The sequence below is a fragment of the Sorangium sp. So ce176 genome (assembly GCF_051519835.1).
In the GTDB taxonomy this organism is placed as follows: Bacteria; Myxococcota_A; Polyangia; order Polyangiales; family Polyangiaceae; genus Sorangium; species Sorangium cellulosum_G.
This window is the reverse complement of record NZ_CP150371.1, coordinates 7923770-7948970: the sequence shown is the minus strand read 5'-3', so window position 1 is coordinate 7948970 and position 25201 is coordinate 7923770. Positions and strand designations below refer to the sequence as shown.

Annotated in this window: 25 protein-coding genes; 16 read left to right on the top strand and 9 right to left on the bottom strand. The window is 72.7% G+C overall.

What is annotated here, in order from left to right:
• Positions 1-6: 6 nt before the first annotated feature.
• Positions 7-672 (bottom strand): CoA transferase subunit B, encoded by a 666-nt coding sequence (locus tag WMF42_RS29840; protein ID WP_061612514.1) that lies wholly within the window; start codon positions 670-672, stop codon positions 7-9.
• A 29-nt stretch (positions 673-701) separates the two neighbouring features.
• Positions 702-1460, bottom strand: coding sequence for a CoA transferase subunit A (locus WMF42_RS29835; RefSeq protein WP_437686244.1), 759 nt, complete (start codon positions 1458-1460; stop codon positions 702-704).
• Between the two features lie 294 nt (positions 1461-1754).
• Between WMF42_RS29835 and WMF42_RS29830 the strand changes: the two genes are divergently transcribed.
• Both WMF42_RS29830 and WMF42_RS29825 read left to right on the top strand, forming a co-directional pair.
• Positions 1755-3167, top strand: a complete 1413-nt coding sequence (locus tag WMF42_RS29830) for a penicillin-insensitive murein endopeptidase (RefSeq protein WP_437686243.1) — start codon at positions 1755-1757, stop codon at positions 3165-3167.
• A gap of 147 nt (positions 3168-3314) precedes the next feature.
• Positions 3315-3941, top strand: coding sequence for a hypothetical protein (locus WMF42_RS29825; protein WP_061611530.1), 627 nt, complete (start codon positions 3315-3317; stop codon positions 3939-3941).
• A 94-nt stretch (positions 3942-4035) separates the two neighbouring features.
• Here the strand turns inward: WMF42_RS29825 and WMF42_RS29820 are convergent, their stop codons facing one another.
• On the bottom strand, positions 4036-5154 hold the full coding sequence (locus tag WMF42_RS29820; RefSeq protein WP_437686242.1) for a hypothetical protein: 1119 nt from the start codon (positions 5152-5154) through the stop codon (positions 4036-4038).
• Positions 5155-5256: 102 nt separating this feature from the next.
• Between WMF42_RS29820 and WMF42_RS29815 the strand changes: the two genes are divergently transcribed.
• Together WMF42_RS29815 and WMF42_RS29810 are read left to right on the top strand one after the other, a co-directional pair.
• Positions 5257-8088, top strand: a complete 2832-nt coding sequence (locus tag WMF42_RS29815; protein ID WP_437686241.1) for an ATP-binding protein — start codon at positions 5257-5259, stop codon at positions 8086-8088.
• Between the two features lie 63 nt (positions 8089-8151).
• Positions 8152-8643: an acyl-CoA thioesterase gene (locus tag WMF42_RS29810; protein ID WP_437686240.1), complete on the top strand. Its 492-nt coding sequence runs from the start codon at positions 8152-8154 to the stop codon at positions 8641-8643.
• Positions 8644-8652: 9 nt separating this feature from the next.
• Here WMF42_RS29810 and WMF42_RS29805 read toward each other — a convergent pair whose 3' ends face one another.
• The 3 genes from WMF42_RS29805 to WMF42_RS29795 form a co-directional block, all read right to left on the bottom strand.
• Complete coding sequence (locus WMF42_RS29805) at positions 8653-9372, bottom strand: M15 family metallopeptidase (protein ID WP_437686239.1); 720 nt, start codon at positions 9370-9372, stop codon at positions 8653-8655.
• Positions 9373-9465: 93 nt separating this feature from the next.
• On the bottom strand, positions 9466-9621 hold the full coding sequence (locus WMF42_RS29800; RefSeq protein ID WP_437686238.1) for a hypothetical protein: 156 nt from the start codon (positions 9619-9621) through the stop codon (positions 9466-9468).
• Positions 9618-10013 carry a VOC family protein gene (locus tag WMF42_RS29795; RefSeq protein ID WP_437686237.1) on the bottom strand — a complete coding sequence of 132 codons (396 nt, stop codon included), beginning with the start codon at positions 10011-10013 and terminating at the stop codon, positions 9618-9620. Before WMF42_RS29795 ends, WMF42_RS29800 begins: the two co-directional genes overlap by 4 nt.
• 100 nt (positions 10014-10113) lie before the next feature.
• Between WMF42_RS29795 and WMF42_RS29790 the strand changes: the two genes are divergently transcribed.
• Together WMF42_RS29790 and WMF42_RS29785 are read left to right on the top strand one after the other, a co-directional pair.
• Positions 10114-10659, top strand: coding sequence for a DinB family protein (locus WMF42_RS29790; protein WP_061612033.1), 546 nt, complete (start codon positions 10114-10116; stop codon positions 10657-10659).
• 275 nt (positions 10660-10934) lie between these two features.
• Complete coding sequence (locus tag WMF42_RS29785) at positions 10935-11672, top strand: DUF2378 family protein (RefSeq protein ID WP_437686236.1); 738 nt, start codon at positions 10935-10937, stop codon at positions 11670-11672.
• A gap of 37 nt (positions 11673-11709) precedes the next feature.
• Here the strand turns inward: WMF42_RS29785 and WMF42_RS29780 are convergent, their stop codons facing one another.
• Positions 11710-11919, bottom strand: a complete 210-nt coding sequence (locus WMF42_RS29780; RefSeq protein ID WP_437686235.1) for a hypothetical protein — start codon at positions 11917-11919, stop codon at positions 11710-11712.
• Positions 11920-12534: 615 nt separating this feature from the next.
• Here WMF42_RS29780 and WMF42_RS29775 point away from each other — a divergent pair.
• Together WMF42_RS29775 and WMF42_RS29770 are read left to right on the top strand one after the other, a co-directional pair.
• Entirely contained in the window at positions 12535-12978 is a 444-nt protein-coding gene (locus tag WMF42_RS29775) for a gamma-glutamylcyclotransferase family protein (RefSeq protein WP_437686234.1), read from the top strand.
• A 178-nt stretch (positions 12979-13156) separates the two neighbouring features.
• On the top strand, positions 13157-14938 hold the full coding sequence (locus WMF42_RS29770; RefSeq protein WP_437686233.1) for an ATP-binding protein: 1782 nt from the start codon (positions 13157-13159) through the stop codon (positions 14936-14938).
• Between the two features lie 64 nt (positions 14939-15002).
• On the opposite strand, the gene WMF42_RS29765 is transcribed toward WMF42_RS29770, so the two are convergent.
• Positions 15003-16034, bottom strand: coding sequence for an isocitrate/isopropylmalate dehydrogenase family protein (locus WMF42_RS29765; RefSeq protein ID WP_061612030.1), 1032 nt, complete (start codon positions 16032-16034; stop codon positions 15003-15005).
• 329 nt (positions 16035-16363) lie between these two features.
• Here WMF42_RS29765 and WMF42_RS29760 point away from each other — a divergent pair, with 329 nt between their 5' ends.
• Positions 16364-17419 carry a serine/threonine-protein kinase gene (locus WMF42_RS29760; RefSeq protein WP_061612029.1) on the top strand — a complete coding sequence of 352 codons (1056 nt, stop codon included), beginning with the start codon at positions 16364-16366 and terminating at the stop codon, positions 17417-17419.
• A 42-nt stretch (positions 17420-17461) separates the two neighbouring features.
• Here the strand turns inward: WMF42_RS29760 and WMF42_RS29755 are convergent, their stop codons facing one another.
• Positions 17462-18328, bottom strand: coding sequence for an oxygenase MpaB family protein (locus tag WMF42_RS29755; RefSeq protein WP_437686232.1), 867 nt, complete (start codon positions 18326-18328; stop codon positions 17462-17464).
• A gap of 334 nt (positions 18329-18662) precedes the next feature.
• On the opposite strand from WMF42_RS29755, the gene WMF42_RS29750 reads away from it, so the two are divergent.
• The 7 genes from WMF42_RS29750 to ptsP all read left to right on the top strand — a co-directional run bounded on the left by WMF42_RS29750 (position 18663) and on the right by ptsP (position 25144).
• On the top strand, positions 18663-19007 hold the full coding sequence (locus tag WMF42_RS29750; RefSeq protein WP_155798934.1) for a sigma-70 domain-containing protein: 345 nt from the start codon (positions 18663-18665) through the stop codon (positions 19005-19007).
• Positions 19008-19232: 225 nt separating this feature from the next.
• Entirely contained in the window at positions 19233-19592 is a 360-nt protein-coding gene (gene hpf / locus WMF42_RS29745; RefSeq protein ID WP_061612026.1) for a ribosome hibernation-promoting factor, HPF/YfiA family, read from the top strand.
• A 381-nt stretch (positions 19593-19973) separates the two neighbouring features.
• The gene (locus WMF42_RS29740; protein ID WP_061613420.1) at positions 19974-20453 is read left to right on the top strand and encodes a PTS sugar transporter subunit IIA; all 480 of its coding nucleotides are present in this window, start codon (positions 19974-19976) and stop codon (positions 20451-20453) included.
• Complete coding sequence (gene hprK / locus WMF42_RS29735) at positions 20450-21736, top strand: HPr(Ser) kinase/phosphatase (protein ID WP_437686231.1); 1287 nt, start codon at positions 20450-20452, stop codon at positions 21734-21736. The genes WMF42_RS29740 and hprK overlap by 4 nt, the downstream gene beginning before the upstream one ends.
• Positions 21733-22794: an RNase adapter RapZ gene (rapZ, locus tag WMF42_RS29730; RefSeq protein ID WP_437686230.1), complete on the top strand. Its 1062-nt coding sequence runs from the start codon at positions 21733-21735 to the stop codon at positions 22792-22794. Before hprK ends, rapZ begins: the two co-directional genes overlap by 4 nt.
• Complete coding sequence (locus WMF42_RS29725) at positions 22791-23075, top strand: HPr family phosphocarrier protein (RefSeq protein WP_061613423.1); 285 nt, start codon at positions 22791-22793, stop codon at positions 23073-23075. The genes rapZ and WMF42_RS29725 overlap by 4 nt, the downstream gene beginning before the upstream one ends.
• Entirely contained in the window at positions 23072-25144 is a 2073-nt protein-coding gene (gene ptsP, locus WMF42_RS29720) for a phosphoenolpyruvate--protein phosphotransferase (RefSeq protein WP_437686229.1), read from the top strand. Before WMF42_RS29725 ends, ptsP begins: the two co-directional genes overlap by 4 nt.
• Positions 25145-25201 lie beyond the last annotated feature (57 nt).

Sequence of the window (25201 nt, the reverse complement as noted above, 5' to 3'; positions counted from 1 at the left end):
GCACCTTCAGGCGCTCCCGAGGTCCATCTCCTTCACGTCGGAGGGGACCCGGAGCGTTGGTTGTGTCTTCTCCTGAACCTCTCGGGCGCTCACGCCGGGCGCGAGCTCGCGCAGCATGAGCCCCTCGGGCGTCACGTCGAGCACGGCGAGGTCGGTGATGATCCGGTGGACGACGCCCCGCCCGGTGAGGGGCAGCGCGCACTCGCTCAGGATCTTGGGCGCGCCGTTCTTCGCCGCGTGATCCATGATCACGACGACGCGCTTCGCGCTCACCACGAGATCCATCGCCCCGCCCATCCCCTTCACCATCTTGCCGGGGATCATCCAGTTGGCAAGATCGCCCTTCTCGGAGACCTCCATGGCCCCGAGGATCGCGAGGTCGATGTGGCCGCCCCGGATCTGCGCGAACGACTCGGCGCTCGAGAAGATCGCCGACCCGCGCAGCATGGTCACCGTCTCCTTGCCGGCGTTGATGAGGTCCGGGTCCTCCGACCCCTCGACCGGGTAGGGGCCGATGCCGAGCAGCCCGTTCTCGCTCTGGAGCACCACCTCGATCCCGGCGGGGATGTAGTTGGCGACGAGCGTCGGCATCCCGATGCCGAGGTTGACGTAGTAGCCGTCCCTGAGCTCCAGCGCGGCGCGCTGCGCGATCTGTTCCCGCGTGAGTCCCATCGTGTCCCCTGTCCCTGCGCCGCGCGCGGCTAGGCCGCCGAAGCCTTCCGCACCGTGCGCCGCTCGATCCGCTTCTCGTAGCGCTCGCCCTGGAAGATCCGGTGCACGAAGATCCCGGGCGTGTGGATGTGGTCCGGGTCGAGCGAGCCGACCTCCACGAGCTCCTCGACCTCGGCGACCGTCACCTTCGCGGCCATCGCCATCATCGGGTTGAAGTTCATGGCCGTGTGGCGGTAGACGAGGTTGCCGAACCGGTCGCCCCGCCAGGCCTTCACGAGGGCGTAATCGCCGCGGATGGCCGGCTCGAGCACGTAGTCGCGGCCGTCGAACTGCCGGATCTCCTTCTTCTCGGAGTACCTCTTCACCGCGCCGCTGGCGTCGTAGAGCACCGGCAGCCCGCCCTCGCTGATGGCCGTGCCCGCGCCCGTCGGGGTGTAGAACGCGGGGATCCCGGCGCCGCCGGCGCGGATGCGCTCGGCCAGCGTGCCCTGCGGCGTGAGCTCGACCTCAAGCTCCCCGCTCAGGTACTGCCGCTCGAACTCCTTGTTCTCGCCGACGTACGACGAGATCATCTTCCGGATCTGGCGGTTCTGGAGGAGGACCCCGAGCCCGAAGCTGTCGACGCCGCAGTTGTTGGACACGACCACGAGATCCTTCGTGCCGAGCTCCCGGAGCGCCGCGATGCTGTTCTCCGGGATGCCGCAGAGGCCGAAGCCGCCCGCGAGGACCGTGGCGCCGCTCGGGATGTCCCTCACCGCATCCAGCGCGCTCTTGTAGACCTTGTCCATGGCCGCACGAGAGGTAGCCCAACTGGCCGCGTGGCAAAAGCCTCCGCTGCCGCCGCAGCACGCCATCACGCCGGCGCCGCAGCGCGGCACAGGGGCCGGGCGGCGCCGGCCGTGCTCGTCGCGCCGCGGCGCCGCGCGTCGAGCCGCGCCGGGCAGCGCGCAGCCCCCGCGTGCTCGCCTACAGAGATCGCCTGCAGATCGAGGTGCTCGTACGTCCACGGTCGCTCCACCGCAGGGCGCGACAGGGCCGCCGGCTTCTTGGCCCTGCCCGCAGAAACCCCGTAACGGACCGGTGTGCCTCGACCGCTCCCCCTGCTGCTCACGATGCTGGCGCTCTCCTTGCCCGGCTTCCGGTCAGCCGACGCCGCCACGGAAGCGCCGGCGCGATCCGCCGCGGCGTCGGCGGCGCGCGGGGCGTCGCCGCGCGCGGGCGCTGGCGCGAAGGGCGCTGGCGCGAAGAGCGCTGGCGCGAAGGGCGCCGGCGCGAAGGGCGTCACCGCGCGCACGCCGCGCGCGCGCCTCGCGAACGACCCGGCCAAGGGGCACCGGCCGCGCGCCAGCGACGCGGGCGCGCGGTCGACCGAGCCCGCCAAGCGCAAGGCCGCGCCCCGGACGCCCGCCTCGTCGGTCGGCCATCCGAACGAGGGGCGCCTCGAGGGGGGCGTGCGGCTCGACTCCTCGCGCAAGGACATCCGCGTCGTGCCGGCGTACGCCCACGCCGACGTGCAGTGGGGGCTGCCGGCGCTCGTCGGGATGATCGAGCGCGCGGCGCGCGGCGTGGCCAGGAGATACCCGGGCGCCGTGCTCGAGGTCGGCGACCTGTCGCGCGAGCGCGGCGGCGAGGTCCACCGGCACGGCTCCCACGAGAGCGGCCGCGACGTCGACCTCGGCTTCTACGCGCTCGACGTGCGCGGCAAGCAGGTGCACGCGCCGTTCTTCCTGCGGTTCAACGCCCGGCTCGCGTCGACCAACATGCCCGGCGCGCGCTTCGACGTGCCGCGCAACTGGCTGCTCGTGCAGCACCTGCTCACCGATCCGCGCGCCCGCGTGAGCCACATCTTCATCTCCGATCCGCTGCGGCACGCGCTGGTCACCCACGCCAAGCGCATCGGCGTCTCCCGCGCGCTGCTCGTCCGCGCGCAGCTCGCCATGATGCAGCCGACCGGCGCCGAGCCGCACGACGACCACATGCACGTGCGCATCTCCTGCCCCAGCGCCATGCGCGGCAGCTGCATCGAGCTCGCGAAGAACGCGCCCTCGTTCCGCACGCGCGAGCGGATGGCGAAGGGGGCGAAGGCGCTCCGGACCCCGACCGCGCGCGCGCCGGGAAGCGCCGCGCGCTCCGAAAAGGCGACCGCGGCGCCCGCGAGGCGGCCCCGCGAGGCCGAGGCGAGCGGGCGCGAGCCCACGAAGCGAGCGCGCCAGGAAGGGCCGCGCCGCGACGGCGCCCGCCGGGAGGAGCCGCGCCCCGAGGGCCCGCGCCCCGAGAAGGAGGCGCGCCGGGCCTCGCCGCGCGCGGGCGACGGAGAGGCGCTCCCGCTCGCCGCCGCGCGCGCGGCGGCGCAGCAGCCCACGGGCGGCCTCGATCTGTCATTCCTTCGCCGATCGGCGCCCTCCGCTTCCCAGGAGGAGCTCGAGGCGGACTCCGACGGCGCCGACGCGGGCGGCGCGCTCGACGAGAGCGGCGCGCTCAAGATCACGGACTGAGACCCGCGATCTCCGCGCCCGCGCGACAGCGCCGATCGCATGACGCCATGCGTTGAAGGTGGTCCCGCATTCCTCAACCGGGAGTCCTCCCATCTAGACCCGGCGAGAACTCCGCGTGCAGACTGGGACAGTTGAAGGGGGATGTTCATGCGTCAAGCGGACTCCCACACCTCGATTCCCACGCTTCCATCCGCTCCGTCGCTCATCGCCAGGGGCCATGATCGCCGCGCGCTGCTCGCCGCGCTCACGTTCATCGACAAGCCACCCCGGAGCGCGGCAGCGCTCGCGGCCTGGTTCGAGAAGCACCTCGTGGCGCCCGGGTGGATGCCGCGCCCGGGCTACGTGACGGAGGGGTTCTCCGAGCAGGTGAGGCTCAGCCCGGATCTCTCCGCGGACCCTGACGAGCCCGAGCTCCAGCAGCTCGTCGACGCGGCGCGGTTCCGCGTGCTCGCCTCGCTCCGCGCCTTCATGCCGCCGGCCGCGGACGATCGCTTCCTCGCCGCTGCCGTCAGCGGCGGGCGCGTGCGCCCCGCCGGAGACGCCGCGCTCTGGGAGCCGTCCCCGCGCGAGGAGGACCTGCTCAGCGACGTCGTCCTCAGCCTGTTCGCCGCCGACATCCTGAGCTACCGCGAGTTCCACGACGCGTACCTCTGCGTCTGCAAGACGTGCCTCCGCATCGACTTCGATCCGAGCAGGTCCGGCCGCACCGGCTGCCCCGAGCACCAGCCGACCGCCACGGTCAGCGTGATGCGCCGCAGCCGCCCGCCGATCTGAGGCCCGGCCCGCGGGCGCGCATACCGGCGCCGGTATGCGCGGCCCTAGCGCCCGCGCGTCCGGCCGTTGCGCTCGCGCCCGCGCGGCCCTGCGCTCAGAGGCAGCCGAGGCGGCACCTGGACGCCTCCTCCAGGCACGTCGACAGGCAGCTCTGGTAGCGCTCGTACAGGCTGCTCTGCGTTGGCTCGCTGCCGCATCGCGTCGCCCTGCACGTCTTGTGGCGCCGCTCGCACGCGCCCACGCACCCGGCGTTGCCGGCCGCCGGGAGGTTGCCGGCCGCGGCGGGCGCGCGGCGCTCCGCGGCCGCAGCGGGCGGCGGCGCGCTCGAGGGCTCCGCGTCCGGCGGGCCGCCCTGCGCCGCCGGCGCCGCCCGCTGCGCGGGGAGCACGGATCCCGGACCGCAGCGCGCGAAGGCGCGGCGCATCACGTCCTCCGCCGGGCCCGGCGGGATCTCGCACGCCCGCGCCACGCTCTCGATCCGGCGCTCGACAGCGGCGGCCGCGCGCGCCGCGACCCCGTCCGGCCGCAGCGCCGGCGGCGCGGCGCTCGCGGGCGCGGCGCTCGCGCGCGCGGCCTCCTCGCCCGGCGCGCTCGACGCCCTGCCGATCAGGAAGGCGACGACCAGGCTGACCACCACGAGCCCCAGGGCCGCGAGCAGCAGGCGGGAGTCGACGCGGCGCGACGCGCGCGCCGGCGCTCGCTCGGCGGCGCCCGCTGAGCCGGCAGGCCGGTAGGCCGACGCGGCGCCGGGCGCGCGCGCCCTCGCGGGCTCGGGCACGGGGACGGCCGGCGTGCGCGTTGTCGGCGGGATCGGCGGCGGCGCCAGCGTCGGCGGGATCTGCGCGACAGGCGAGGGGACAGGCTGCGGCGAGAGGTTCGGCAGCGGCGCCGGCCGCGGGATGTCGGTGTGCGCCTGTCCGACCGACGACGCGGGCGGGACCGTGCGTAAGTCGGGCCACTCCACGAGCGGCCTCACGGCGCGGAGGTGCTCGACGAGCGCCCAGAGCTCGCGCCGCTGCTCGAAGCGGCGGACGAGCTCGTGCGCCGCGCCCTTGATCCCCCGCTCCCAGGGGATATCCGGCACACCGAGCTCCTGCGCGAAGCGGCGCAGCTCGGCGAGGCTGAAGCACGCCGCGATGCGCCCGCGGATCTCCGCGGCGTCGCGCGCCGTGCTGCCCGCGCTCCGCGGCCCTCCCGTGATCTCGTCATCCACGCCCTGCAGTTTACCGCACGCGCCACGGAAGCCGAACCTGGTATAGGCTCCGGACATCGTGCCCCGCGCTTCGGCACCCGGGGGATGTGGAGGCCAGGGGAGATGAGCCGAGAGGACAGTGCAATTGGCGCGGCGCCGCCCGCTCGCGCACCGCTGATCGGGCGCGAGGCCGAGCTGTCGGCGCTGGCGCGCGCCCTCGAGGCGGTCGAGAGGGGGCGTTCCACCCGCGCCGTGACGCTGGTCGGCCCCCCGGGCATCGGCAAGAGCAGGCTCGCGCGCGAGTTCCTCGAGCAGCAGCGCCAGGGCTCCTCCGCGCTGCGCGTCACCTCGGGCAGCGCCGGCGACATCGCGTCGGCGTACGGCATCTTCACGCGGCTCCTGCGCGCCCGCTTCGGCCTCTCGGACGGCATGGACAAGGACGCGGCCCGCGCCGAGGTCCGCGCGCAGGCGGCGCACGTGATGGGCGACCGCAAGGTCGGGGACGTCATCTACTTCCTCGGCCAGTTCATCGGGCTCGCGTTCGGCGACAGCCCGCTCACCCGCGCGGTTCAGGACGACCCCGCGCAGGCCGACCTCATCCGCCGCGCCGTCCTGAAGGCGTTCCTCGAGGCGGACGCCGCCCACGGGCCGCTGTGCCTCGTCTTCGAGGACCTGCACGCCGCCCACGACGACTCGCTCTCGCTGCTGCGCTACCTCATCGAGTACCTCGCGGGCCCAGTGCTGATCCTCTGCGTGGCCCGCCCGGACCTGCTCACCCGCCAGGACGACTGGGGCAAGGTCGGCGAGCGGCGCCACGCGCTGATCGAGCTCGCGCCGCTCGCCGAGGCCGAGTCGGCGGCGATGGCGAGGGCGCTGCTCGCGCCGTTCATGCCGAGCGGGAGCGAGGACGTCGTCGTCGTCGACGCCGCGGGCGCGCAGTCGCAGCCCCGGCCGGGCGCGCCGCCCGAGCTCGTCGAGGCCGCGTGCTCCTTCGCGAACGGCAACCCGGCGCTGCTCGAGCAGATGGTCCGCATCTGCCACGACCAGGGCGTGATCGAGGAGATCTCGCCCGACTCCGCGGGCGGGCCGCGCTGGCGCGTGCACCTCGGGAAGCTGTCGACCGCGCGCCTGCCGATGACGGTCGAGGACGCCGTGAACGTCCGCCTCGCGGCGCTCGATCAGGACAGCCGGCTGCTGCTCGAGCAGGCCGCGACGATCGGCCCGGTGTTCTGGAGCGGCGCGCTGTTCGTGCTCGGCCGGGCGGGCTGTCAGGCCCCCGAGCTGTGGGGCGAGGAGGAGAGCGACAGGGACCTCGACAGGATCCACGCCTCGCTCCGCTCGCTGTGCGACCGCGGCTACCTGCGCAGGCAGGGCGAGTCGAGCTTCGCGGGCTCGGACGAGTACGTGTTCGTGCACGACAAGGAGCGCGAGGCGCTCCAGAAGCGGATGAGCGCCGCGGCCCAGCGGCGGTACCACCACGCGGTCGCCGAGTGGCTGGAGCAGCAGGTGGCGGTGCGCGCCAGCGAGGAGTTCCTGGCGCAGCTCGCGATGCACCGCGAGCGCATCGGCGACGCGGTGCGGGCGGGGCTGTCGCTGCTCGACGCCGGCGACGTGGCGCGCGGGCGCTACTCGAACGCGAAGGCCGCGGAGTACTACGCGCGCGGGCTGTCGCTGCTCGGCGACGGGCACGTCGCGCGGCGCATCGACGCGCTCCACGACTACGGCGACGTCCTGCAGCTCGCCGGGCGGATCGACGACGCGCTCGCGGCCTTCCGCGAGATGCTGACGCTCGCCTACCGGCTCGACAACCGGCGCAAGGGCGGCGCCGCGCACAACCGCATCGGGCGGCTCTACCGCGACAGCGGCTCGCTCGACGAGGCCGGCAAGCACCTCACGACCGCGCTCCGCCTGTTCGAGGGCGCGCGGGACGAGCGGGGGAAGGCCTCGACCATCGACGACATCGGCAAGCTGCACTGGCTCCGGGGCGAGTACCAGGAGGCGCTGAAGTGGCTGCGCGACGCGCTCGCCCGCCGCGAGCAGATGGGGGATCGCCGCTCGATCGCGCTCTCGCTGAACAACCTCGGCCTCGCCCTGCAGGACTCGGGCGAGTTCAAGCAGGCGCTCGCGACGTTCGAGCGGTCGCTCGCGATCCGGCGCGAGATCTCGGACCTGCTCGGCGTCGTGATGAGCCTGAACAACCTCGGCATGATCGCGCAGGATCAGCGCGACCACCGGCGCGCGCTCAAGCTGTTCGAGGAGGCGCTCGAGGTGGCGCGGCAGGTCGGGGATCGCAACCGCACGGCGCTGATCCTGACGAACATCGGCGGGACGCTCTACCGGAGCGGCGATCCCGACCACGCCGTGCGCGTGCTGCAGCAGGCCGAGGAGCTCTGCGACGAGCTCGGCGACCGGCTCGGCCTCGCCGAGGCGCGGCGGGCGCTCGGGAAGGCGTACATGCTGCGGGGCGACCTGGAGAAGGCGCGCGACTCGATCAGCCGGGCGGTGGACCTGTTCGCCTCCGTGCGGAGCAAGGTGCACCTCGGGATCGCGCTGCGGACGCTCGGGGAGATCACGGCGGCGGGCGGGTGGGGCAGCGCGAACACGAAGAGCGCGCGCGCCTACTTCGCGCGCTCGGTGAGCATCTTCGAGGAGACGGGGAACGAGCTCGAGCTCGCGCGCACCTTCCAGGCGTACGCGCGGTTCCTGACCACCGACCGGAGCTTCGTCGCGAACATGGCGGCGCGGCGCGAGGCGGTGACGATGAACGAGCGGGCCGAGGCGATCTTCGGGCGGCTCAAGATCACGGCGGCGCGCCTCGAGGACGAGCCCACGCTCCCGACGGGCCCGCCCGGGCTCGCGAAGCCGCCGGTCGCGTCGAGCCCGGGGCGCGCGGCCTCCTCCGCCCCGGAGGAGCCGCCGTTCCCGGGGCCCGACACGGCGTCGACGTCGAGCTGACGCCGGAGCGGCGCGCGGGCGGCGCGCTCTGACGCGGCCGGCCGCCCGTGATACGCCTGCGGGGTGAACGCCAAGCCCGCAAAGCGCGCCGCCGATTCGGTCACGACAATGACCGAGTACGTCCTGCCGACGCACGCGAACGCGCTCGGCTCGATCTTCGGCGGCCAGGTGCTCGCCTGGATCGACCTGTGCGCCGCCATCTGCGCGCAGCGGCACACAGGCAGCACGGTCATCACCGCCGGCATCGACGACCTCTCGTTCGACCGCGGGATCAAGGTCGGCCAGGTCGTCCGCCTCGCGGCGCGGGTGACGGCCACCTTCCGCACGTCGCTCGAGATCCTCGTGTCCGTCGAGGGAGAGGACGCGGCGACGGGCGACGTCTGGCCCACGGTCACGGCCTTCGTGACGTTCGTGGCGGTCGACGCGTCGCTGAAGCCGACAGCGGTGCGGCCGCTCCGGCTGGAGACGGACGAGGATCGCCACCTCGCCGAGGCCGCGGCCGAGCGGCGCGCCCGCCGGCTCGCCCGGCGCAGCGGCGGCCGCGGCGGCGCCTGACCGCCGGCGCTACTTCTTGTAGAAGCGATCGGGGTTGCCGAGGAACTCGAAGTGCATCGTGTCCTCGAGGTCGTCGTGGCCGAGCCAGTCGAAGCCGTAGCGCTCGAACGCCTTGATCCAGCAGCGGGTGAGCGCGGTGCGCTCGTAGGCGGTGCGCTTCTTCTCCTGGCAGAGCGGGCTCGTGGGCCACGGATCGACGCAGCCGCAGCACGGGTTGCGGTCGGGATCGATGTCGACCGCGATGCCGAAGAGGTGGTTCGAGATCTCCGCGCCGCGGTAGCTGTTCGCCGTGCGGAACCCGCCGACAGCGCGCGGCGTGTAGCGGCGCGGCTTGCCGGAGCACGTCGCGCGGATCCGCTTCTCGACGCAGTGGAGCGCGGGGGCGATCTTCTCGTGGATGGAGAGCGGCAGGCCCATGAACTGCACCGTCGTGGCCTGGGAGTGGGCGCTCTCCTGGTTGAAGCGCCGCGTCTCCTCGGTCTCGACGTGGCCGTAGCGCTCGGCGAGGTAGCGGACCGCCTTGGCGTGCTTGCTCGGGACGAGCATGCCCTTCTGGACGAAGGTGCGCCGCTTCAGGAACTTCTGCGGGCTCTGCGGGCGGCACTCGACCTGCTTCGCCTTCTTGCTCTTGCTCTTGCTCTTGGCCCGGGCGGCCTCCTTGGCCTCGGCCACGGGCCCGTCGCCGAGCCCCAGGGGGCCGGCCGCGAGCAGGGCGATCGCTGCTGCCACGAGCAGATGCACCCGTGTCCGGCCGTTCGCGTTCACGCGCGGAGGTTAAGCAGGCCGAGCGAAGGGCGGCAAGGACTTGTCCGCAAGTGCCCGTCAGGAGAGCGCTGTCAGGAGGCAGGGCGCACCCAGCCGATGGATGGCGCGCTGCGTCTCCGGGGCGGCGCGGCTGCGCAGCAGCGACAACATCGCGCGCGGCGGACCGCGGACGACGGCGAGCGCGCCGCGCGGCCGCCCGGCGGTCGATCTCATGGGGTGCTCCACGGCGAGCAGATCTCCACGAGCACGCCGTTCAGATCGCGCACGTAGGCGATGCGCTGGCCCCAGGGCACGTCGTGGGGCTGCGCGACCGGCGTCGCCCCGGCCTCGACCGCGCGCTTGAACGCCGCGTCGACGTCCTTGTTGGCGACGCATATCTCGAACCCGGGCGGGCGTGCGCCGGCCCGGTTCTTCACGAACTCGGGGAGGCTCTTCTGGGCGAAGTCCTCCCGCACGAACCCGAGCGGCACCTCCCCCTGCATCTGGCAATAGTCGTTGTTGCCAGAGACGAACTTTCGCTCGAAGCCGAACGCGCGCTCGTAGAACGCCGCCGCCTCCAGCGCGTCGGGCACATAGACGATCACACCGCCGAACTCTGCGCTCATGAAGACCTCCTCGCGGGCTTCCGGCCCGCACGCACGGGATCATGGGACCGCCCTCCTGACAGCGTGCTGTCAGCAGACGAGGCGCGCGATACTCCCGCGCATGAACTCGCTGTCCACATTTCGCTCCATGGCCGAGAACAACGCCTGGTCGAACCACCGGCTCCACCGCGCGTGCGCCGAGCTCACCTTCGATGAGCTCACGGCCGAGCGGACCAGCTTCTTCCCCTCGATCCACAGGACCCTGACGCACATCCTGCACGTCGACTGGTACTACCTCGACGCGCTCGAGCGCGGCGGCCGCGGCCTCGGCGTCTTCAAGGACGTCGCGCCGTTCACCGACTTCGCCGCGCTGCGGCAGGCGCAGCGTGAGGCCGACCGCCGCCTCACCGCCTTCTGCGAGCGGCTCTCCGGCGACGCAGCGATCGACGACGAGGTGCAGATTCCGCGCGAGGGTTACGTGCAGGTCGATCGGGTAGGAAGCGTGCTGTTGCACCTCTTCGTCCACCAGATCCACCACCGTGGGCAGGCGCACGCGATGCTCGCCGGCACGCGCGTGAAGCCGCCGCAGCTCGACGAGTTCTTCATGGCGGCGGAGCTGCCGCTGCGCGAGGCAGAGCTCCGCGAGCTCGGTCTGCCGGTGCGGTGACGCGGCGCCTCGGGCGGGCGCACGGCGATGTACCTGGGCACACGCGCGCTCGGCAGGAGCGGAGGCGCCGGGACGTCCTCGCCATCGACTCCGGTTGCAGCGCTGAAGCGGCGTTGCATCCATGCAAGGGAAATCTGCCGAGGACCCCCGTGTTCGCGCGGTACTCGTCTCAGGGCGAGACGGCATGGCCATTGCACCGTCGGACGATGTTCCCTCCGCTGCGGTGGTTGCCGCAAGTGGTCCTGAGTTGAGGTCTTTTGCGCGACGAGCTCCCCATGAAAGAGGTCCGCAGCGATCAGCGCCGGCAGGCGAACGAGACGCCGATCCCCAGGAGCGGCGTCATGCGCACCGTCCCTCGAAGCATCATGCCGGCGAGCGCGCCGGCCAGCGAGGGGACGCTCGTCGGACCGAACGGCGCGTCCTTCGAGGTGCGTCCGTCCGATCCGCTCCTCGGCAACCTCGACATCGACGGTGTGGTGGCGGGTGTCCCCGAGTTCTACGCGATGAAGGGGATGTTCTTCAACGCGCTGGCGGCGACGCTCGGGGAGCGGTTCGTCCAGGTGGTGCCGACGCTGTCGAGCCCGCCGCGGGGCGGGCTCTACCTGCCGTTCTCGGACTATCCGATGCGCGACTTCCTGCGTCTCTATGACGCGGCGGCGCGCCTGTCGCACCCGAACCGGAGCTCGCGCGAGGCCTACCGACGCCTCGCGCGGCAGCAGGTGACGGCCTTCCGGGAGAGCGCGCTCGGCCGGATCACGATGCACCTCGCGACAGATCCGGCCGCCGCGCTGATGCGCTACACGGGCAGCCTCGGCGCCCTCGTGAAGGGGCCGTCGGCGCGGGCGCGGCAGCTCGGGCCGTCGGAGGTGCAGATCGACATGAGCGGCTTCCGCGGTGTGCTGGAGTACCCGCTCGGGAATTTCGAGGCGCTCGTCATGGGCTATGGGGCCAAGCCGACCATCTCGGTGGATGTGCGGGGGCCGGATGCGCTGCAGTTCGTGGTGAGCTGGTAGGCCCGCGCGTGGGCCCGCGCCGGCGGGAGGGTCGGCGCTACGGTGGCGGAGGAGGGGAGGGGGAGCCGGTGGCGGAGCGCTCGGTGCAGAGCTGGGCGCTCGATGAGAAGCGGAGTGCGGGCAGCTTGATCGCCGGATCGGCGCTCTTCGCCTCGGTGACGCCGAGCTTCTGCCCATAGAGGTAGGTCCAGCGCCGCAGGCGACCTGCCTCGGCAGAGAGCCCGAGTCGCTCGATAGCCGTCTTCACGTCCTCCCCCCCACCGGGCACTGGTCCGTGCGGGCGTGCTGCCGGACTGGTGATTCCTGCCTGGACGCCTGCCACGTACGGCCTCCCCGCAGGGGCCCGGCACGCCGCTGGAGGCGGGGCACGGCGCCAGAAGCTCCGCAGGCCGGACACGCGCGCGGATCGTCACTGACCATCTCGATACAGCCAATCTGGATAGGCATCGTTTCAGCGTGGTAAATCAGCAGGCGAACCTTCGCTTCGTGCGTGGCCGGCTTCTCGCCAACGACACGGGAGGCATGAAAGGCTTCATGCGCCACATGCACCTCCAAGAAGCAGGCGAATCCGGCGTCCTTCACGTGCCTTGGTACGCCGACATCCTCGTCAGGTAACGCAGGCACGCATTGCCAGGCACGACATCCATCGACCGATGGTCCGGGCTCCACGTCGGCTCCCCGATACCCTCGTTCGAGGCGCTCTCTCCGGAGTTGCAGCTCCTCGCGCCAAGGCAGGTGCAACATTCCTCTGGAGCTCCAGCGCCCGCACCATCGTCGACCTTCACCCCGCCGGCCTTGCGCTCGCTCCCTGCCTTTGAGAGGGTCGGAGCCGGGCCGGCGAGCCCGTCGCGAGGACCACGCCATGACCACCAGCGAGATCGCGCTCTTCGTTTACGACAACCTCATGAAGGGCGAGGACCAGCACGAATGGCTCGCCTCGGCCCGCCCGCTCGGGGAGGCGACAACGACCCCCCAGTACGCGCTCGTCGACCTCGGCACGAGCGGCGCCCTCGTCCAGGGCGGGTTCGTCGCCGTGACCGGCGAGCTCTACGCCCTCTCGCCCGCCGCGCTCGCCGCGCTCGACGTGCACCGGGGACACCCGGTCTTGCATCGGCGAGCCGCCATTCGCCTCGCCGATGGGCGGGAAGCGGAGGCGTACCTCCTCTCGATGGAACAGGCAGCAGGGTGCCGGCGCGTCCGCGAAGGCGACTGGCGGAAACGCCGCGGCGCACCCGGCGCCACCCGCTCCAGGGACAACAGCCCGCTCGTGAGCTGGGCGAAACGCCGCTTCGACCCCTCCCGCTGACAGCACGGCCCGCGCATCCCAGCGCGCTGCGCGCCCGCCGGCCGCCCCGTCACCCGCGCGCTTCCGCCCCATCACGCGCCGCTCGCCGCGCGTCGCGACATCCTGTCCGGACGGCATCCACCTCCCTCCGCTCGAGCGGCGTCTCCCTGCGCAGGTGCTAGGGCATGGTGCGAGGAATGTGACGAGAACCTCGAGGCATGATCGCCTCCCGGGCGCGACAGGAGAGCCCGCATCGGCCACCGCGCAGCTCGCGGGAGCGGTCGCCGAGGCGTCCGCCGCGCTCTCGGGGAAGCTCGACCCGCAGGAGCTCCACCCGACCCTCGTCGCGCTGGCCGCCCGGTTGCTCGGCGCCGACGTCGCGCTCCTCCACGACGCGCCGGCCGACGGCGCGCTCCCCACGCGCCTGCTCGCTTCGCACGGAGCGCCGATCGCGCTGCCGGGCGAGCGCACAGCGGCGCTCGACGACCTCCCGAGCACACCGTCCCTCGCGCGCCGCGCCGTGGAGGGCCGGTGCGTCGAGCACACGGCGGCGGACGAGGCGGCGCGCGAGCGCTTCCATGACGTCCGCGCCATCGAGGCGTGCCTGGGGCCGTGCTGGGTGCTGTGCACCCCCCTGCTCGGCGCAGATCGGCTGCTCGGCGTCCTCACCTGCGCCTTCGCTGGCAGCAGCGCGCCGCCGCCGGAGCTCCTCCCGCGCGTCCAGGCCCTCGGCGCGCTGTTCGGCCTCGCGCTCCAGGCCGCCGAGCGCGCCGCGGAGCAGCGCGCCGAGGGCCTGGACGCGCTCGACGACGCCTCCGCCGCGCGCTCGCCGGCGCTGCAGCGCGCGCAGGCGCTGCTCCAGGACGCCCGGGCCACGCTCCGCGAGGCGGACAGCCGCCTCGCCGCCGAGCGGGAGTGGCTGCGCATCATCATCGAGGATTTCCCCGTCGCCATCGCGATCTTCGACGAGCGCGGCGGCCGCTCGCTCCTCGCGAGCCGCCGCTGCGAGCAGCTCTGCGGCGGCCCGCACCCCCTCAAGACACCCGGGTTGCCCGAGGGCGCGCCGGGCGTGCGCCTGTGCGAGCCGGCAGGACGGCCGCTCCTGCACCACGAGATGCCGCTGGTCCGCGCGGCGCGCGGCCAGGGGACGACCTGCGAGGAGCTGTGGTTCCGGAGGCCGGACGGGAGCTACGTCCCCGTCATCGTGAGCGCCGGCCCCATCCGGGACGACCAGGGCGCGATCCTCGGCGCCATCGCCAGCTACGAGGACGTCACCCATTACACGGAGCGCGCCCGGCTCCGCGAGGAGTGGACCTCCATCGTCGCGCACGACCTCAAGCAGCCGCTCACCGCGATCTCCGCCTACGCGGGCATGCTGTCGCGAAGGTCCCAGGACACCTCGGGGTGGAGCCAGAAGATCCTCGCCAGTGCCCGGCGCCTCGAGCAGATGATCGACGACCTGTTCGACGCCTCGAAGATCGAGGCGCGGCGCTTCTCGATCGATCCGCGGCCGACGGACCTCGGCGCCCACCTCCGCGCCGCCGTCGAGCTCGCGGCGGCCGAGCGGCCCGATCGCGCCGTCGAGCTCGCCATCGACGAGGGCGTGCCGCCCGTCCTCGTCGACCCGGCGCGCATGGACCAGGTGATCGGAAACCTCCTCCTGAACGCCGCCAAGTACGGCGACCCCGGCGCGCCGACCCGGGTGACGCTCTCGCGCCGCGGCGCCGAGGTGGAGGTGGCGGTCGAGAGCCGCGGCCAGGGCATCCCGCCGGGCGCGCTGCCGAGGCTGTTCCAGCGGTTCCAGCGGCTCTCGTCAGGCCCGTCCAGCAAGGCCCCGCCCGGCACCGGCCTCGGGCTCTACATCTGCAAGGGCATCGTCGAGGCGCACGGCGGCCGGATCTGGGCGCAGAGCACGCCGGACGAGACGACGTCGTTCCACGTCTCGCTCCCGCTCCCGGAAGCGCCCGCGGGCGACGGCTGACCCCGCGGCCCCCGCCCCGCGGCGGCGGCGCCGTCGCGAGGCCCGCCGCGCCCGCCGCGTTCGATCAGCCGTTCTTGATGCGCGCCACGATGGCGTCCGTGAGCGTCTTCGTGTCCGCCTTGCCGCCGAGATCGCGGGTGCGCACCCCGTCCGCGTTGAGCGCCCCGTCGATGCCGGCGCGCAGGCGCGTCGCGAGCTCCTGCTCGCCCACGTGATCGAGCATCATCGCGGCGGCCAGCATGAGCGCGATCGGGTTCGCCACGCCCTTGCCGGCGATGTCCGGCGCCGAGCCGTGCACCGCCTCGAAGATGGCGGCGTTGTGCCCGATGTTGGCCCCCGGCGCCATGCCGAGGCCGCCGATCAGGCCCGCGATCTCGTCCGACAGGATGTCGCCGAAGAGGTTCGTCGTGACGATGACGTCGAACTGCCACGGGTTCAGCACGAGCTGCATCGCGCACGCGTCCACGATGCGCTCGTCGGTCGCCACGCGGCCCTCGAAGGCCCGGCCCACCTCGCGCGACGTCTCGAGGAAGATGCCGGTGAGCGCCTTCATGATGTTCGCCTTGTGGACGATGGTGACCTTCTTGCGGCCGTGCTTCTCGGCGTAGTTGTAGGCGTACTCGGCGATGCGGCGCGAGCCGACCCGCGTGTTCACGCCCGAGCCGATAGCCACCGCGTGCTCGTCGCTCCCGATGGGGATGTAATGCTCGAAGCCCACGTACAGGCCCTCGAGGTTCTCTCGCACGAGCACGATGTCGATGTTCTCGAAGCGCCCGCCGGGGATCAGCGTGCGCGCGGGCCGCACGTTCGCGTAGAGCTGGAACTCCTGCCGCAGGCGCACGTTCGAGGACCTGTATCCGCCGCCGATCGGCGTCTCGAGCGGCCCCTTGAGCGCGAGCTGCGTGCGGTGGATGCTGTCGAGCGTGGCCCGGGGCAGCGGGTCGCCGAAGTCCTTCACGCCGGCCATGCCGGCCACGCACGTCTCCCACTCGAAGGGCGCGCCGAGCGCGTCAAGGGCGCGCAGCGTCGCCTCCACGATCTCGGGGCCGATGCCGTCACCAGGGATGAGGGTCGCGGTCTGCTTCTGTGATGTCACGGGCTGTGTCTCTCGGGCTCGGGGTCAATCGCGTCGACCAGGAAAGGCGCACGCATAGCCGAGGTCCGCGCCGCGATCTACCTCCCGGGACGGTGGATCGAGCCCTCGGACGGAACGCGCAATGTGCGTTCTGCATCCTGCGCGCTCCACATGTTTCACGTGTTTCATGCGATTCGCCTCGGTCCCCCGCGCGTCGATGTCGCTCCGCGCTCGTCCGGTCTGTTTCGTGTCGTGGTCCGCGTTGTTTCACGTTGGTTCACGCAGGATGGCCCGCCGGGGCGCAAGTCCCTTGAGGATCCTCGCCCGCGCCCCCATCATGTCGCGCGCCCATGATCTGCCCGCGCTGCCATCGCGGTTACGCCGACCGTTCGTACGCGTTCTGCCCCGACGACGGCGCCCGCCTGGTCCAGTCCCTGTCGGCCGCGCCGCCCGCGCAGCCGACGCGGCAGTTCGGCGCCGTCCTCGAGGATCGCTACGTGATCCAGGGCTTCATCGGCGCGGGCGGGATGTCGCGCGTGTACCTCGCCGTGGACAGCCACACGAAGGAGCAGGTCGCGATCAAGATCCTGAACCGCAGCTTCGCGGCCGACCGGACCCAGCGCGAGCGGTTCCTCCGCGAGCTCGAGGTGGCGGCCGAGCTCGGGCACCCGAACATCATCCGGGTCCTCGACGCGGGCGATCGCAAGGACGGGTCCCCCTTCATCGTGCTCGAGCTCCTCACCGGCGAGTCGCTCGGCGTCCTGCTCCGCCGCGAGGTGGCCCTGAGCGAGGCCGTCGCGCTGCCGCTGATCCGGCAGGCGGCGTCGGCGCTCGCCGCCGCGCACGCGGCCGGGATCATCCACCGCGACGTGAAGCCGGACAACATGTTCCTCGTCCGCCCCGCGGGCGGCCCGCGCGTGATCAAGATGATGGATTTCGGCTTCGCGAAGCTGCGATCGGGCCCCACGACCGCGGCGGGCCTCGTGCTGGGCACCGTCCCCTACATGGCCCCGGAGCAGGCGCTCGCCGATCCCGTCGACGGCCGCACCGACGTCTACGCGCTCGGCATCACCATGTACCGCATGCTCGCGGGCCAGCTCCCGTTCTCCTCGCCGGACGACGTGGTTGTCGTCGCCCAGCACGCGTGCACCGAGGCCCCCCGGCTGAGCACGATCCGCCCCGGCATCGATCGGCGCATCGAGGCGCTGGTCGCCACAGCGCTCCGGAAGCTGCCCGGCAACCGCTTCGACTCGATGCAATCGCTCCTGGAGGACGTCGAGCGCATCCTCGGCGTCCGCCCCGGCGAGCCGATCGGGGCGCCGCTCAGGAAGACGCCGGACGTCTACGAGCCGGTGAACCCGGCCGCGCGCGAGGCGCTGAAGTTCCTGCGCCGCCAGCTCCCCTGAGCGGACACGCAGCCTCGCGCCGGGCGCGCTTGTGCGCGCCGATCACCGCGCGCCGAGGTCCTCGATGCGGTAGCCGTCCGGATACGTGCGGGTCTTCTTCCTGGTGAGCAGGCGCGGCTCACGCCGGCGCGGCATGGCCCGCAGCACCGGGCCGCGCGCGCGGAGCGCCCCCTCGACGAGGCGGCGCAGGGCGGGCGAGGGCCGCGGCAGCCCGAGCGCGTCGAGCAGGCGATCGTCGAACATCGCGTGGACGACCCGCGCCCCGAGCGGCCGCAGGGCCCTCGGCAGCATCCAGCTCAGCATGAGGTCCCGCGTCGCGACGGCGAGCCTGCGGTTGTCCTCCGAGAACCGCATGTGCTCCGCCTCGAAGTCCACGTTGAAGCGCTCGAACGCCTCGTAGCTTGGCGGGATGTCCCTGATGTTCATGAGCGCCCCGACCTGCTTCCAGTAATGGTACGTCGCGAGCTTCTCCTTCTCGGTCAGCGGGCGCCAGGCGAAGCGCTCGTTCCAGCGCACGGGCTCGAAGACGAACGTCGACAGCGTGTACAGGTACTCGTCGTTCGGGATTGTGTAACGCCTGTGCTGCTGGTTCATGCGCCGCAGCGCCGCCCGGCCGCGCTCGCTGTCGTATCCGTTCTCCAGCATCTCGGAGAGGATGAGCACCGTGTCGTCGTAACGCTTCTGGGTGCGCTCCAGGAACTCGCCTGTCCGCACGAGCAGCGGTGAGCTCTTCGCGATGCCGAAGACGCGGATCAGCGCGAGCTCCAGGGCGCGCTGCGTGTCCCAGGGGAAGTCGTAGCAAGTCGAGAGAAATGTGATCTCCTGGTGATCCTCGACGGGGTCGAGGTTCGCCTCGATGTGGTCGCGGATCGCATGACGCGATCGCGACGCGGGGGGGGGCCAGCGCATGGAGATCTCCTGTTGCGTATCCGCTCGATGTCGACTCGGTATCTACCATCAACCCTCCGCGGCTCCTGGCGGAAACGTCGTTGACGTTGTCGAGCGGTTATCGAACGGATGAAATGGGCGGGGGCGGACGTGGCGCGCGGACGCGGCGCGCGGACGCGGCGCGCGGACGCGGCGCGCCCGGGGAGGCGGGCGTCCGGCGGCGAGCAGGCGGTGACCGACGGCCGCCCCGGGCCGGCGGCCGCGACGCTCGCGGACCTGCGACCCCGGGCTCGAGGCGCTCAGTCCTGCGGGCGTCGGGCGTGCGCGGGCTGCGCGCAGGTGCCACCCTAGCTCCGTGCGGCCCGTTATTGACGACATGATCCAGGAGCTCCTTACACGTCACCGCTCGAGCGGCCGGGTGGACCTCAACGACATCGCCGAGGTCATCGATCGCCGGGCGGTCTCGTACGAGGAGGTGGAGCACATCATCGATCGGCTCGAGTCCGAGGGCCTCCGCGTCGCCGAGCCGCTGGATCCGGGCGACGTCGAGGTGCTCCGCGCCGTCCTCGAGAGCGCCAGGCGGCTCGCCGCCGAGCTCGGGCGTAGGCCCACCCTCGGCGAGATCGCGCTGGCCTGTGGCCATGCCCCGCACGCGGTGCGCCGGGCGCTGGAACAAGCGGGGCGCGCCAAGGCTTGTTGAGAGGGGTCGCGTGGCCGCGCCGGGCGCGTCGCGTCGCGGCGCGTCGCGGCAAGGCGCAGCGACGACGCAAGGGAGCGACCCAGAGCGAAACCAACAAAACGAAAGAGCACCTTCGTTGATGGAAGACCGGAGCTCTACAGCGGTGTTACTATGGAGATGGAGGGGTGCTCTGTAGCCGTAGTCGATTGTTTCATCTACGCATCCGGTGGAAGGAAGGCTGGCCCGATGAACATCACGATCACGTTCCGCCACATGGTGGGTACCGAGGCCGTCAAGAAGTACGCGCACGAGAAGGTGGCCAAGCTTCAGAAATTCCTGAGGCAGGCGATGACGGCGCAGGTGACCCTCTCGGTCGAGGGCCTGGAACACGTCGCCGACGTCCGCCTCTCCTCGGGCAGCCTGGCCTTCCAGGCGACCGAGCAGGGTGAGGACATGTACGCTTCCATCGACATGGTCCTGGACAAGCTCGAGCGGCAGATCCGCGATGGCAAGGGACACACCATCGCCCGCAAGCGCAATGGACCGCGCGCGGGCGAGTACGCCGCCGAGGTGGAGCGAGAGGCCGCGACGCGCTCCAGAACGTGAGCCAGCGCGCCCGCCGCTGAGGCCGCGGCGCGCTCCCGGTTGTGAGCCGCCGCGCTCGTCGCGGGCGCGGCGGCGGCGCAGGGCGCGCGTCGCCGCGGGGCCGCGCGCTCCCATGCACAACCCGCCCGGGGAGCGCTGCCGCGGCGCCCGCGACGAGCGCGGCGGCAGCCCGCAGCGACGCGTCGACCACGGCGCGGGCGCAGCAGCGGAAGAACACCTCCCTCCGGACCGCTCCTCGCGATAGCGTCCTTGAGTCGCGTACCCGAGGTACCCAGGGTACGATGGCAACGTCGGCGCGCCTGGCCCTGGCCGAGCGCTGCGCCGGCCGTGCCACGTGCGCCACCCAGAGCCCCCTCACCTCGCCAGAGCGCCGAAATCAGCATGCAAGTCTGCGACATCTTGACCGCGCACCAGGTATCCGTCGCCAGCGAGCAGGAGGGGGTCGTCCGCTCGAAGGCGGACGCGCTCCGCCGGCTCGCCGCCCTGCTCGCGACAGGGCAGCAGGGGATCAAGAGCGAGGACATCGAGCGGGTCCTCGCCGAGCGCGAGCGCCTCCAGTCCACGGGCGTCGGCAGCGGCGTGGCCATCCCCCACGGCGCCATGGAGGGCGTCGAGCGGCTGATCGGCGCTGTCCTGCTCTGCCCGAAGCCGATCGACTTCGACGCGATCGACGGGGCGCCGGTGTCCATCCTCGTCGCCGTGATCGGGCCGAAGCGGGCCACCGGGGAGCACCTCAAGACCCTGGCGCGCATCTCGCGGCTGCTGCGGGACGAGGCGTTCAGGAAGCGGCTGCTCGGCGCCTCGACCGGGCGGGCGGCGTTCGAGCTCATCGCCACCGAGGAAGGGAGGTCGGTATCGTGAGCGACGCGCGCGGCAGCAGGCAGGACGGGGACGGGGGCGCTCCGCCGGGCGGCAGAGGGGGAGTGGACCGCCCCGCCCTCACGGTGCGGAGCCTGATGGCCGACGAGGGGCTCGGCATCGAGCTCTCGCTGGTCGCGGGCGCGGCGGGCCTCGACCGGCCCATCATGAACACCCGCATCCAGAAATCGGGGCTCGCGCTCGTCGGCCACTTCCACGGCATCGTCCCGACGCGGGTGCAGATCCTCGGCCAGACCGAGCTCTCGTTCCTCCACAAGCTCTCGCGCGAGGACCGGCTCCTGTCGCTGCGCGGCTTCTTCGAGCTCGGCCTGTGCTGCGTCATCCTCACGCAGGGCGACCAGCCGTTCGAGACGAACAGCTCCGGGATCGGCTTCTTCCCCGTGCCGGAGCTCGCGCAGTGCGCCGAGGAGTCCGGGACGCCGCTGCTGATCTCGGCGGTGCGGTCGAGCGTGACGATCACCGCGCTGCACGCGCTGCTCGACGATCGGCTGGCGCCGCGCATCCGACTGCACGGCGTGCTCGTCGACGTCTTCGGCGTGGGGCTCCTGCTCATGGGGTCGAGCGCGATCGGCAAGAGCGAGTGCGCGCTCGATCTGGTGATGCGCGGCCACCGGCTCGTGGCCGACGACGCCGTGGAGTGCGACTACCGCCCGCCCGGCATGGTGTTCGGCGCCCCGGCGGAGCTCCTCCGCTACCACCTCGAGGTGCGCGGCCTCGGCATCCTCAACGTGAAGGACCTCTTCGGCGTCACCTCGATCCGCGAGCGCAAGCGCATCGACGTGGTGGTGAAGCTCGTCGAGTGGTCGAAGGACACCGAGTACGATCGGCTCGGGCTCGACGAGCGGTACCACACGATCTTAGGCGTGAAGATCCGGGAGCTCGTCATCCCGGTGCGGCCCGGCCGCGACATGGCGTCGATCCTCGAGGTCGCCGCGCGCAACGAGCTCCTGAAGAACGCCGGGTTCCACGCGGCGCGCGAGTTCTTCGGCAACGTCGAGGGCGAGCTGCTCGGCGAGCGCACGCCGGAGGAGTCGTCGGTGCCGCCGCCCGCGCGGTTCTCGGAGGAGGGGACCCAGCGGAGCGCGGCGCCGCTCGGCCCGCCCCGGCCGCCGCGGCCGAGCCTCGACAGGGAGCCGCCGAGCCCGCCGAGCAGCGCCTTCCGGCAGCCCCCGGATCGGGGGAGGCCGCCCCCCGACCGACCGGGCTCCGGGTTCGTCGCCACGGAGTCGTCGGTGAGCCTGCCGCGGCCGAGGAGGCGAGGGTGAGCGGCGCGAGCGGTCCTCCGCAGCCGCCGGCGCAGGCGCTGTCCGAGGCAGCGCCGGGGCGGGTCGTCGTGGTCACGGGGCTGTCCGGCGCGGGCAAGTCGACGGCGCTCCACGCCCTGGAGGACCTCGGCTTCTTCTGCGTCGACAACCTCCCGACGTCGCTCGTCCGGCCGGCGGTCGAGGCGTGCGAGGCGGGCGGGATCAGCCGCATCGGGCTCGGCATCGACGTCCGGGTCGGCTCGTTCCTCGCGGGCGCCACGACGGCGCTCGACCAGATCCGCGTCGGCCGCGACGTCGTGATCCTCTTCCTCGACGCCTCGGACGAGACGCTGCTCCGGCGCTTCAGCGAGACGCGGCGTCCGCACCCGCTGACCACCGGCGGCAGCGGCGCCATCGCGATGCTCGACGGCGTCCTCCTCGAGCGCGAGCGGCTCGCGTCGCTGCGGGCCCGGGCGACCATCGAGCTCGACACGACGCGGCTGTCGACGCACGACCTGCGCCGCGTCGTCCTCGAGCGGCTGCGCCCGGCCAAGGTGGATCTGCCCGTGATGTCCACCCGCTTCATCTCGTTCGGTTACAAGTACGGGATCCCGCTCGACGCCGACCTGCTCCTCGACGTCCGCTTCCTCGACAACCCGTATTTCGTCCACGGCCTGCGCGAGCTGACGGGCAACGACGAGCCGGTGCGGGAGTACATCCTCAAGAACCCGGACGCCCTCGAGTTCATCAGCAGGACGGAGCAGCTCCTGTCGTTCTGCATGCCGCGCTACGCCAGCGAGGGGAAGAGCTACCTCACCGTCGGCATCGGGTGCACCGGCGGCCGGCACCGGTCCGTCGTGCTCACCAACGTCCTCAGCGACAGCCTGCGGCGGAAGACGGGGCTCCCGATCACTGTCGTTCATCGGGACGTCGCCCGGGCGAGCGGGAGTATAGTACCCTCGGTGGGCGAGGGGCTGGCCGGGACCCCGAGCGTGGACCTCCGGCTGACGCCGTCTGGGGTGGCCGCGCCGGAGTCTCGCCCGGCATCGGACAAGAGCGTGACGGGGGGCGAGCGGTGACGACCGATGCGGTGACGAGGCGTTTCACCATCATCAATGTGCGAGGGCTGCACGCGCGCGCCGCGACGAAGCTCGTGCAGCTCGCCGGTCGGTACGACTGCGAGATCTCGCTGACCGGGCCTGATGGGCAGTCGGCCAACGCGAAGAGCGTGATGGGCGTGCTCCTGCTCTGCGGCTCGATGGGCACGCAGATCGAGGTCCGCGCGACCGGCGATCAGGCCGGCGAGGCGGTCTCGGCGATCGGCGAGCTCATCGCCGCGCGCTTCGGAGAGCCCGAGTGACGCGCGGCCGGAGCGCGCTGCCCGCGGGGCTCCCGGGCGACCGTCCCGGGGCGGCGGACGCCGCCGGCGGCGACGCGGTGGAGTCCGGCGTCCGGAGCGACGCGATGGCGCCGGGGGCCCGGAGCGACGCGATGGCGCCGGGGGCCCGGAGCGACCCGGCGCCGCCCACGGCCAGGAGCGACCCGGCGCCGGCCGGCGCCCGGCGCGACTCGGCGCCGCCCGGCGCCCGGACCGAGACGCTGCGCGGCATCTCCGGGTCGCCGGGCGTCGCCATCGGCTCCGCCGTCGTGATCGGCGGCCACAGGACGGATCACCCGCGCCGCCGCGTCAGCTCCGGCGAGATCGCGGGGGAGCTCGCGCGCTTCGAGGCCGCGGTCGAGCGCGCGCAGGACGAGCTCCGCGACATGTCGAAGCGCCTCGGCAACCACCGCGCCGAGGCGTCGATCCTCGAGGCGTACCTCCTGATGCTCGGCGACGAGACGCTCGCCGACGCCGTGAAGCGCCAGGTCACCGAGGAGCGGCGCTGCGCCGAGTGGGCGGTCGCGTGCGAGGCGATCGCGGGCCGCTTCGCCGCGCTCGACGACCCGTACCTGCGCGAGCGCAGCCACGACGTGAGCTTCGTCGGCGAGCGCCTGCTGCGCGCGTTCACCCTCCCGCCCCAGGAGCCGCCGTCGTCGCGGGACACGTCGCCGCTCTCCACCCGCAGCCTGATCGAGCTGCAGAACTCGATCGCCATGCCGGCGACGTTCGGCGCGGCGATCCCGCGCTTCTCCGGGCCGACCATCATCGTCGCGCACGACCTGTCGCCGGCCGACACCGCGGCGATGGTCGACGAGCCGGTCGTCGGCCTCGTCACCGAGGTCGGCACCCGCACGAGCCACACCTCGATCATGGCCCGCGCGCTGGAGATCCCCGCCGTCGTCGGCGTGAGCGACGTGCTGCAGCGCGTGATCACGGGCGATCTCGTCGTGATCGACGGCCTGCGCGGCACGGTCATCGTGCGCCCCGGGCCCGCCGAGCTCGCCGAGGCGCGCGCCCGCGCCGAGCGCCACGTCGCGCTCGCCAAGGAGCTCTCCGAGTCGCGGCACCGCGCGGCCCAGTCGAAGGACGGCGTCAAGGTGTCGCTCCGGGCCAACGTCGAGCTCCCGGCCGAGGCGATCCTCGCGCGCGACCAGGGCGCCGACGGCATCGGCCTCTACCGGACCGAGTTCCTCTACATCGATCGCACCTCCCCGCCCACCGAGGACCAGCAGTTCGAGATCTTCCGCGCCGTCGTCGAGGCGCTCCGCCCGAAGCCTGTCACGCTGCGCACGTTCGACATCGGCGGCGACAAGTTCGTCTCCACCTTCCAGGTGCCGCCCGAGATGAACCCGATGCTCGGCCTCCGCGCCGTCCGCCTCGCGCTCTCGCGGCCCGACGTCTTCCTCGAGCACCTGCGCGCCATGGTGCGCGCCTCCGCCTACGGCGACGTGCGGATCATGATCCCCATGGTCGCGGGGCTCGGCGAGCTCCGGCAGGTGCGCGCGATGCTCCGCCGCGCGCAGGAGCAGGTGCGCGCCCGCGGGCAGCCCTGCGCCGACGACATCCCGCTCGGCGTGATGATCGAGGTGCCCGCGGCGGCGATCATGGTCGATCACTTCGCGCGCGAGGCCGCGTTCCTGAGCCTCGGGACGAACGACCTCATCCAGTACGCGCTCGCTGTCGACCGGACCAGCCGCTCGCTCGCTTACCTCGCCTCGCCGTTCGATCCGTCGATCCTCCGGCTGATCACGAAGGTGATCCAGGCGGGCCAGGACTTCGGCCGGCCGGTCTCGCTCTGCGGCGCCATGGCGAGCGACCCGCTCGCCGCCCTGCTCCTGCTCGGCCTCGGCCTCCGCGACTTCTCGATGGAGGCGGCGGCGATCCCGGAGATCAAGGAGACGCTCCGGCGCGTGTCGGTCGCCGAGGCCGAGGCGGTCGCGGCGGAGGCGCTCGCGTGCGCCACGGCCGAGGAGGTCGAGTGCTGCGTCGCCGCGGCGTTCGCCCCGGATCTCTTCGACCTGCTCACGGGAGAGCGCGACGCGAAGTGACCCGCATCGCAGGTCGACCGCCTCGTCGTCTTCACCTCGTTTTCGCTTGAGCTCGCG

What these genes read in the sequence shown, in the direction of transcription:
- WMF42_RS29815 (WP_437686241.1), top strand. Translation starts at nt 5,257, where the DNA reads ATGAGCCGAGAGGACAGTGCAATTGGCGCGGCGCCGCCCGCTCGCGCA.
- hpf (WP_061612026.1), top strand. Translation starts at nt 19,233, where the DNA reads ATGAACATCACGATCACGTTCCGCCACATGGTGGGTACCGAGGCCGTC.
- WMF42_RS29755 (WP_437686232.1), bottom strand. Translation starts at nt 18,328, where the DNA reads ATGCGCTGGCCCCCCCCCGCGTCGCGATCGCGTCATGCGATCCGCGAC.
- WMF42_RS29790 (WP_061612033.1), top strand. Translation starts at nt 10,114, where the DNA reads ATGAACTCGCTGTCCACATTTCGCTCCATGGCCGAGAACAACGCCTGG.
- WMF42_RS29795 (WP_437686237.1), bottom strand. Translation starts at nt 10,013, where the DNA reads ATGAGCGCAGAGTTCGGCGGTGTGATCGTCTATGTGCCCGACGCGCTG.
- WMF42_RS29835 (WP_437686244.1), bottom strand. Translation starts at nt 1,460, where the DNA reads ATGGACAAGGTCTACAAGAGCGCGCTGGATGCGGTGAGGGACATCCCG.
- WMF42_RS29800 (WP_437686238.1), bottom strand. Translation starts at nt 9,621, where the DNA reads ATGAGATCGACCGCCGGGCGGCCGCGCGGCGCGCTCGCCGTCGTCCGC.
- WMF42_RS29740 (WP_061613420.1), top strand. Translation starts at nt 19,974, where the DNA reads ATGCAAGTCTGCGACATCTTGACCGCGCACCAGGTATCCGTCGCCAGC.
- WMF42_RS29825 (WP_061611530.1), top strand. Translation starts at nt 3,315, where the DNA reads ATGCGTCAAGCGGACTCCCACACCTCGATTCCCACGCTTCCATCCGCT.
- WMF42_RS29760 (WP_061612029.1), top strand. Translation starts at nt 16,364, where the DNA reads ATGATCTGCCCGCGCTGCCATCGCGGTTACGCCGACCGTTCGTACGCG.
- WMF42_RS29775 (WP_437686234.1), top strand. Translation starts at nt 12,535, where the DNA reads ATGACCACCAGCGAGATCGCGCTCTTCGTTTACGACAACCTCATGAAG.
- WMF42_RS29785 (WP_437686236.1), top strand. Translation starts at nt 10,935, where the DNA reads ATGAAAGAGGTCCGCAGCGATCAGCGCCGGCAGGCGAACGAGACGCCG.
- WMF42_RS29840 (WP_061612514.1), bottom strand. Translation starts at nt 672, where the DNA reads ATGGGACTCACGCGGGAACAGATCGCGCAGCGCGCCGCGCTGGAGCTC.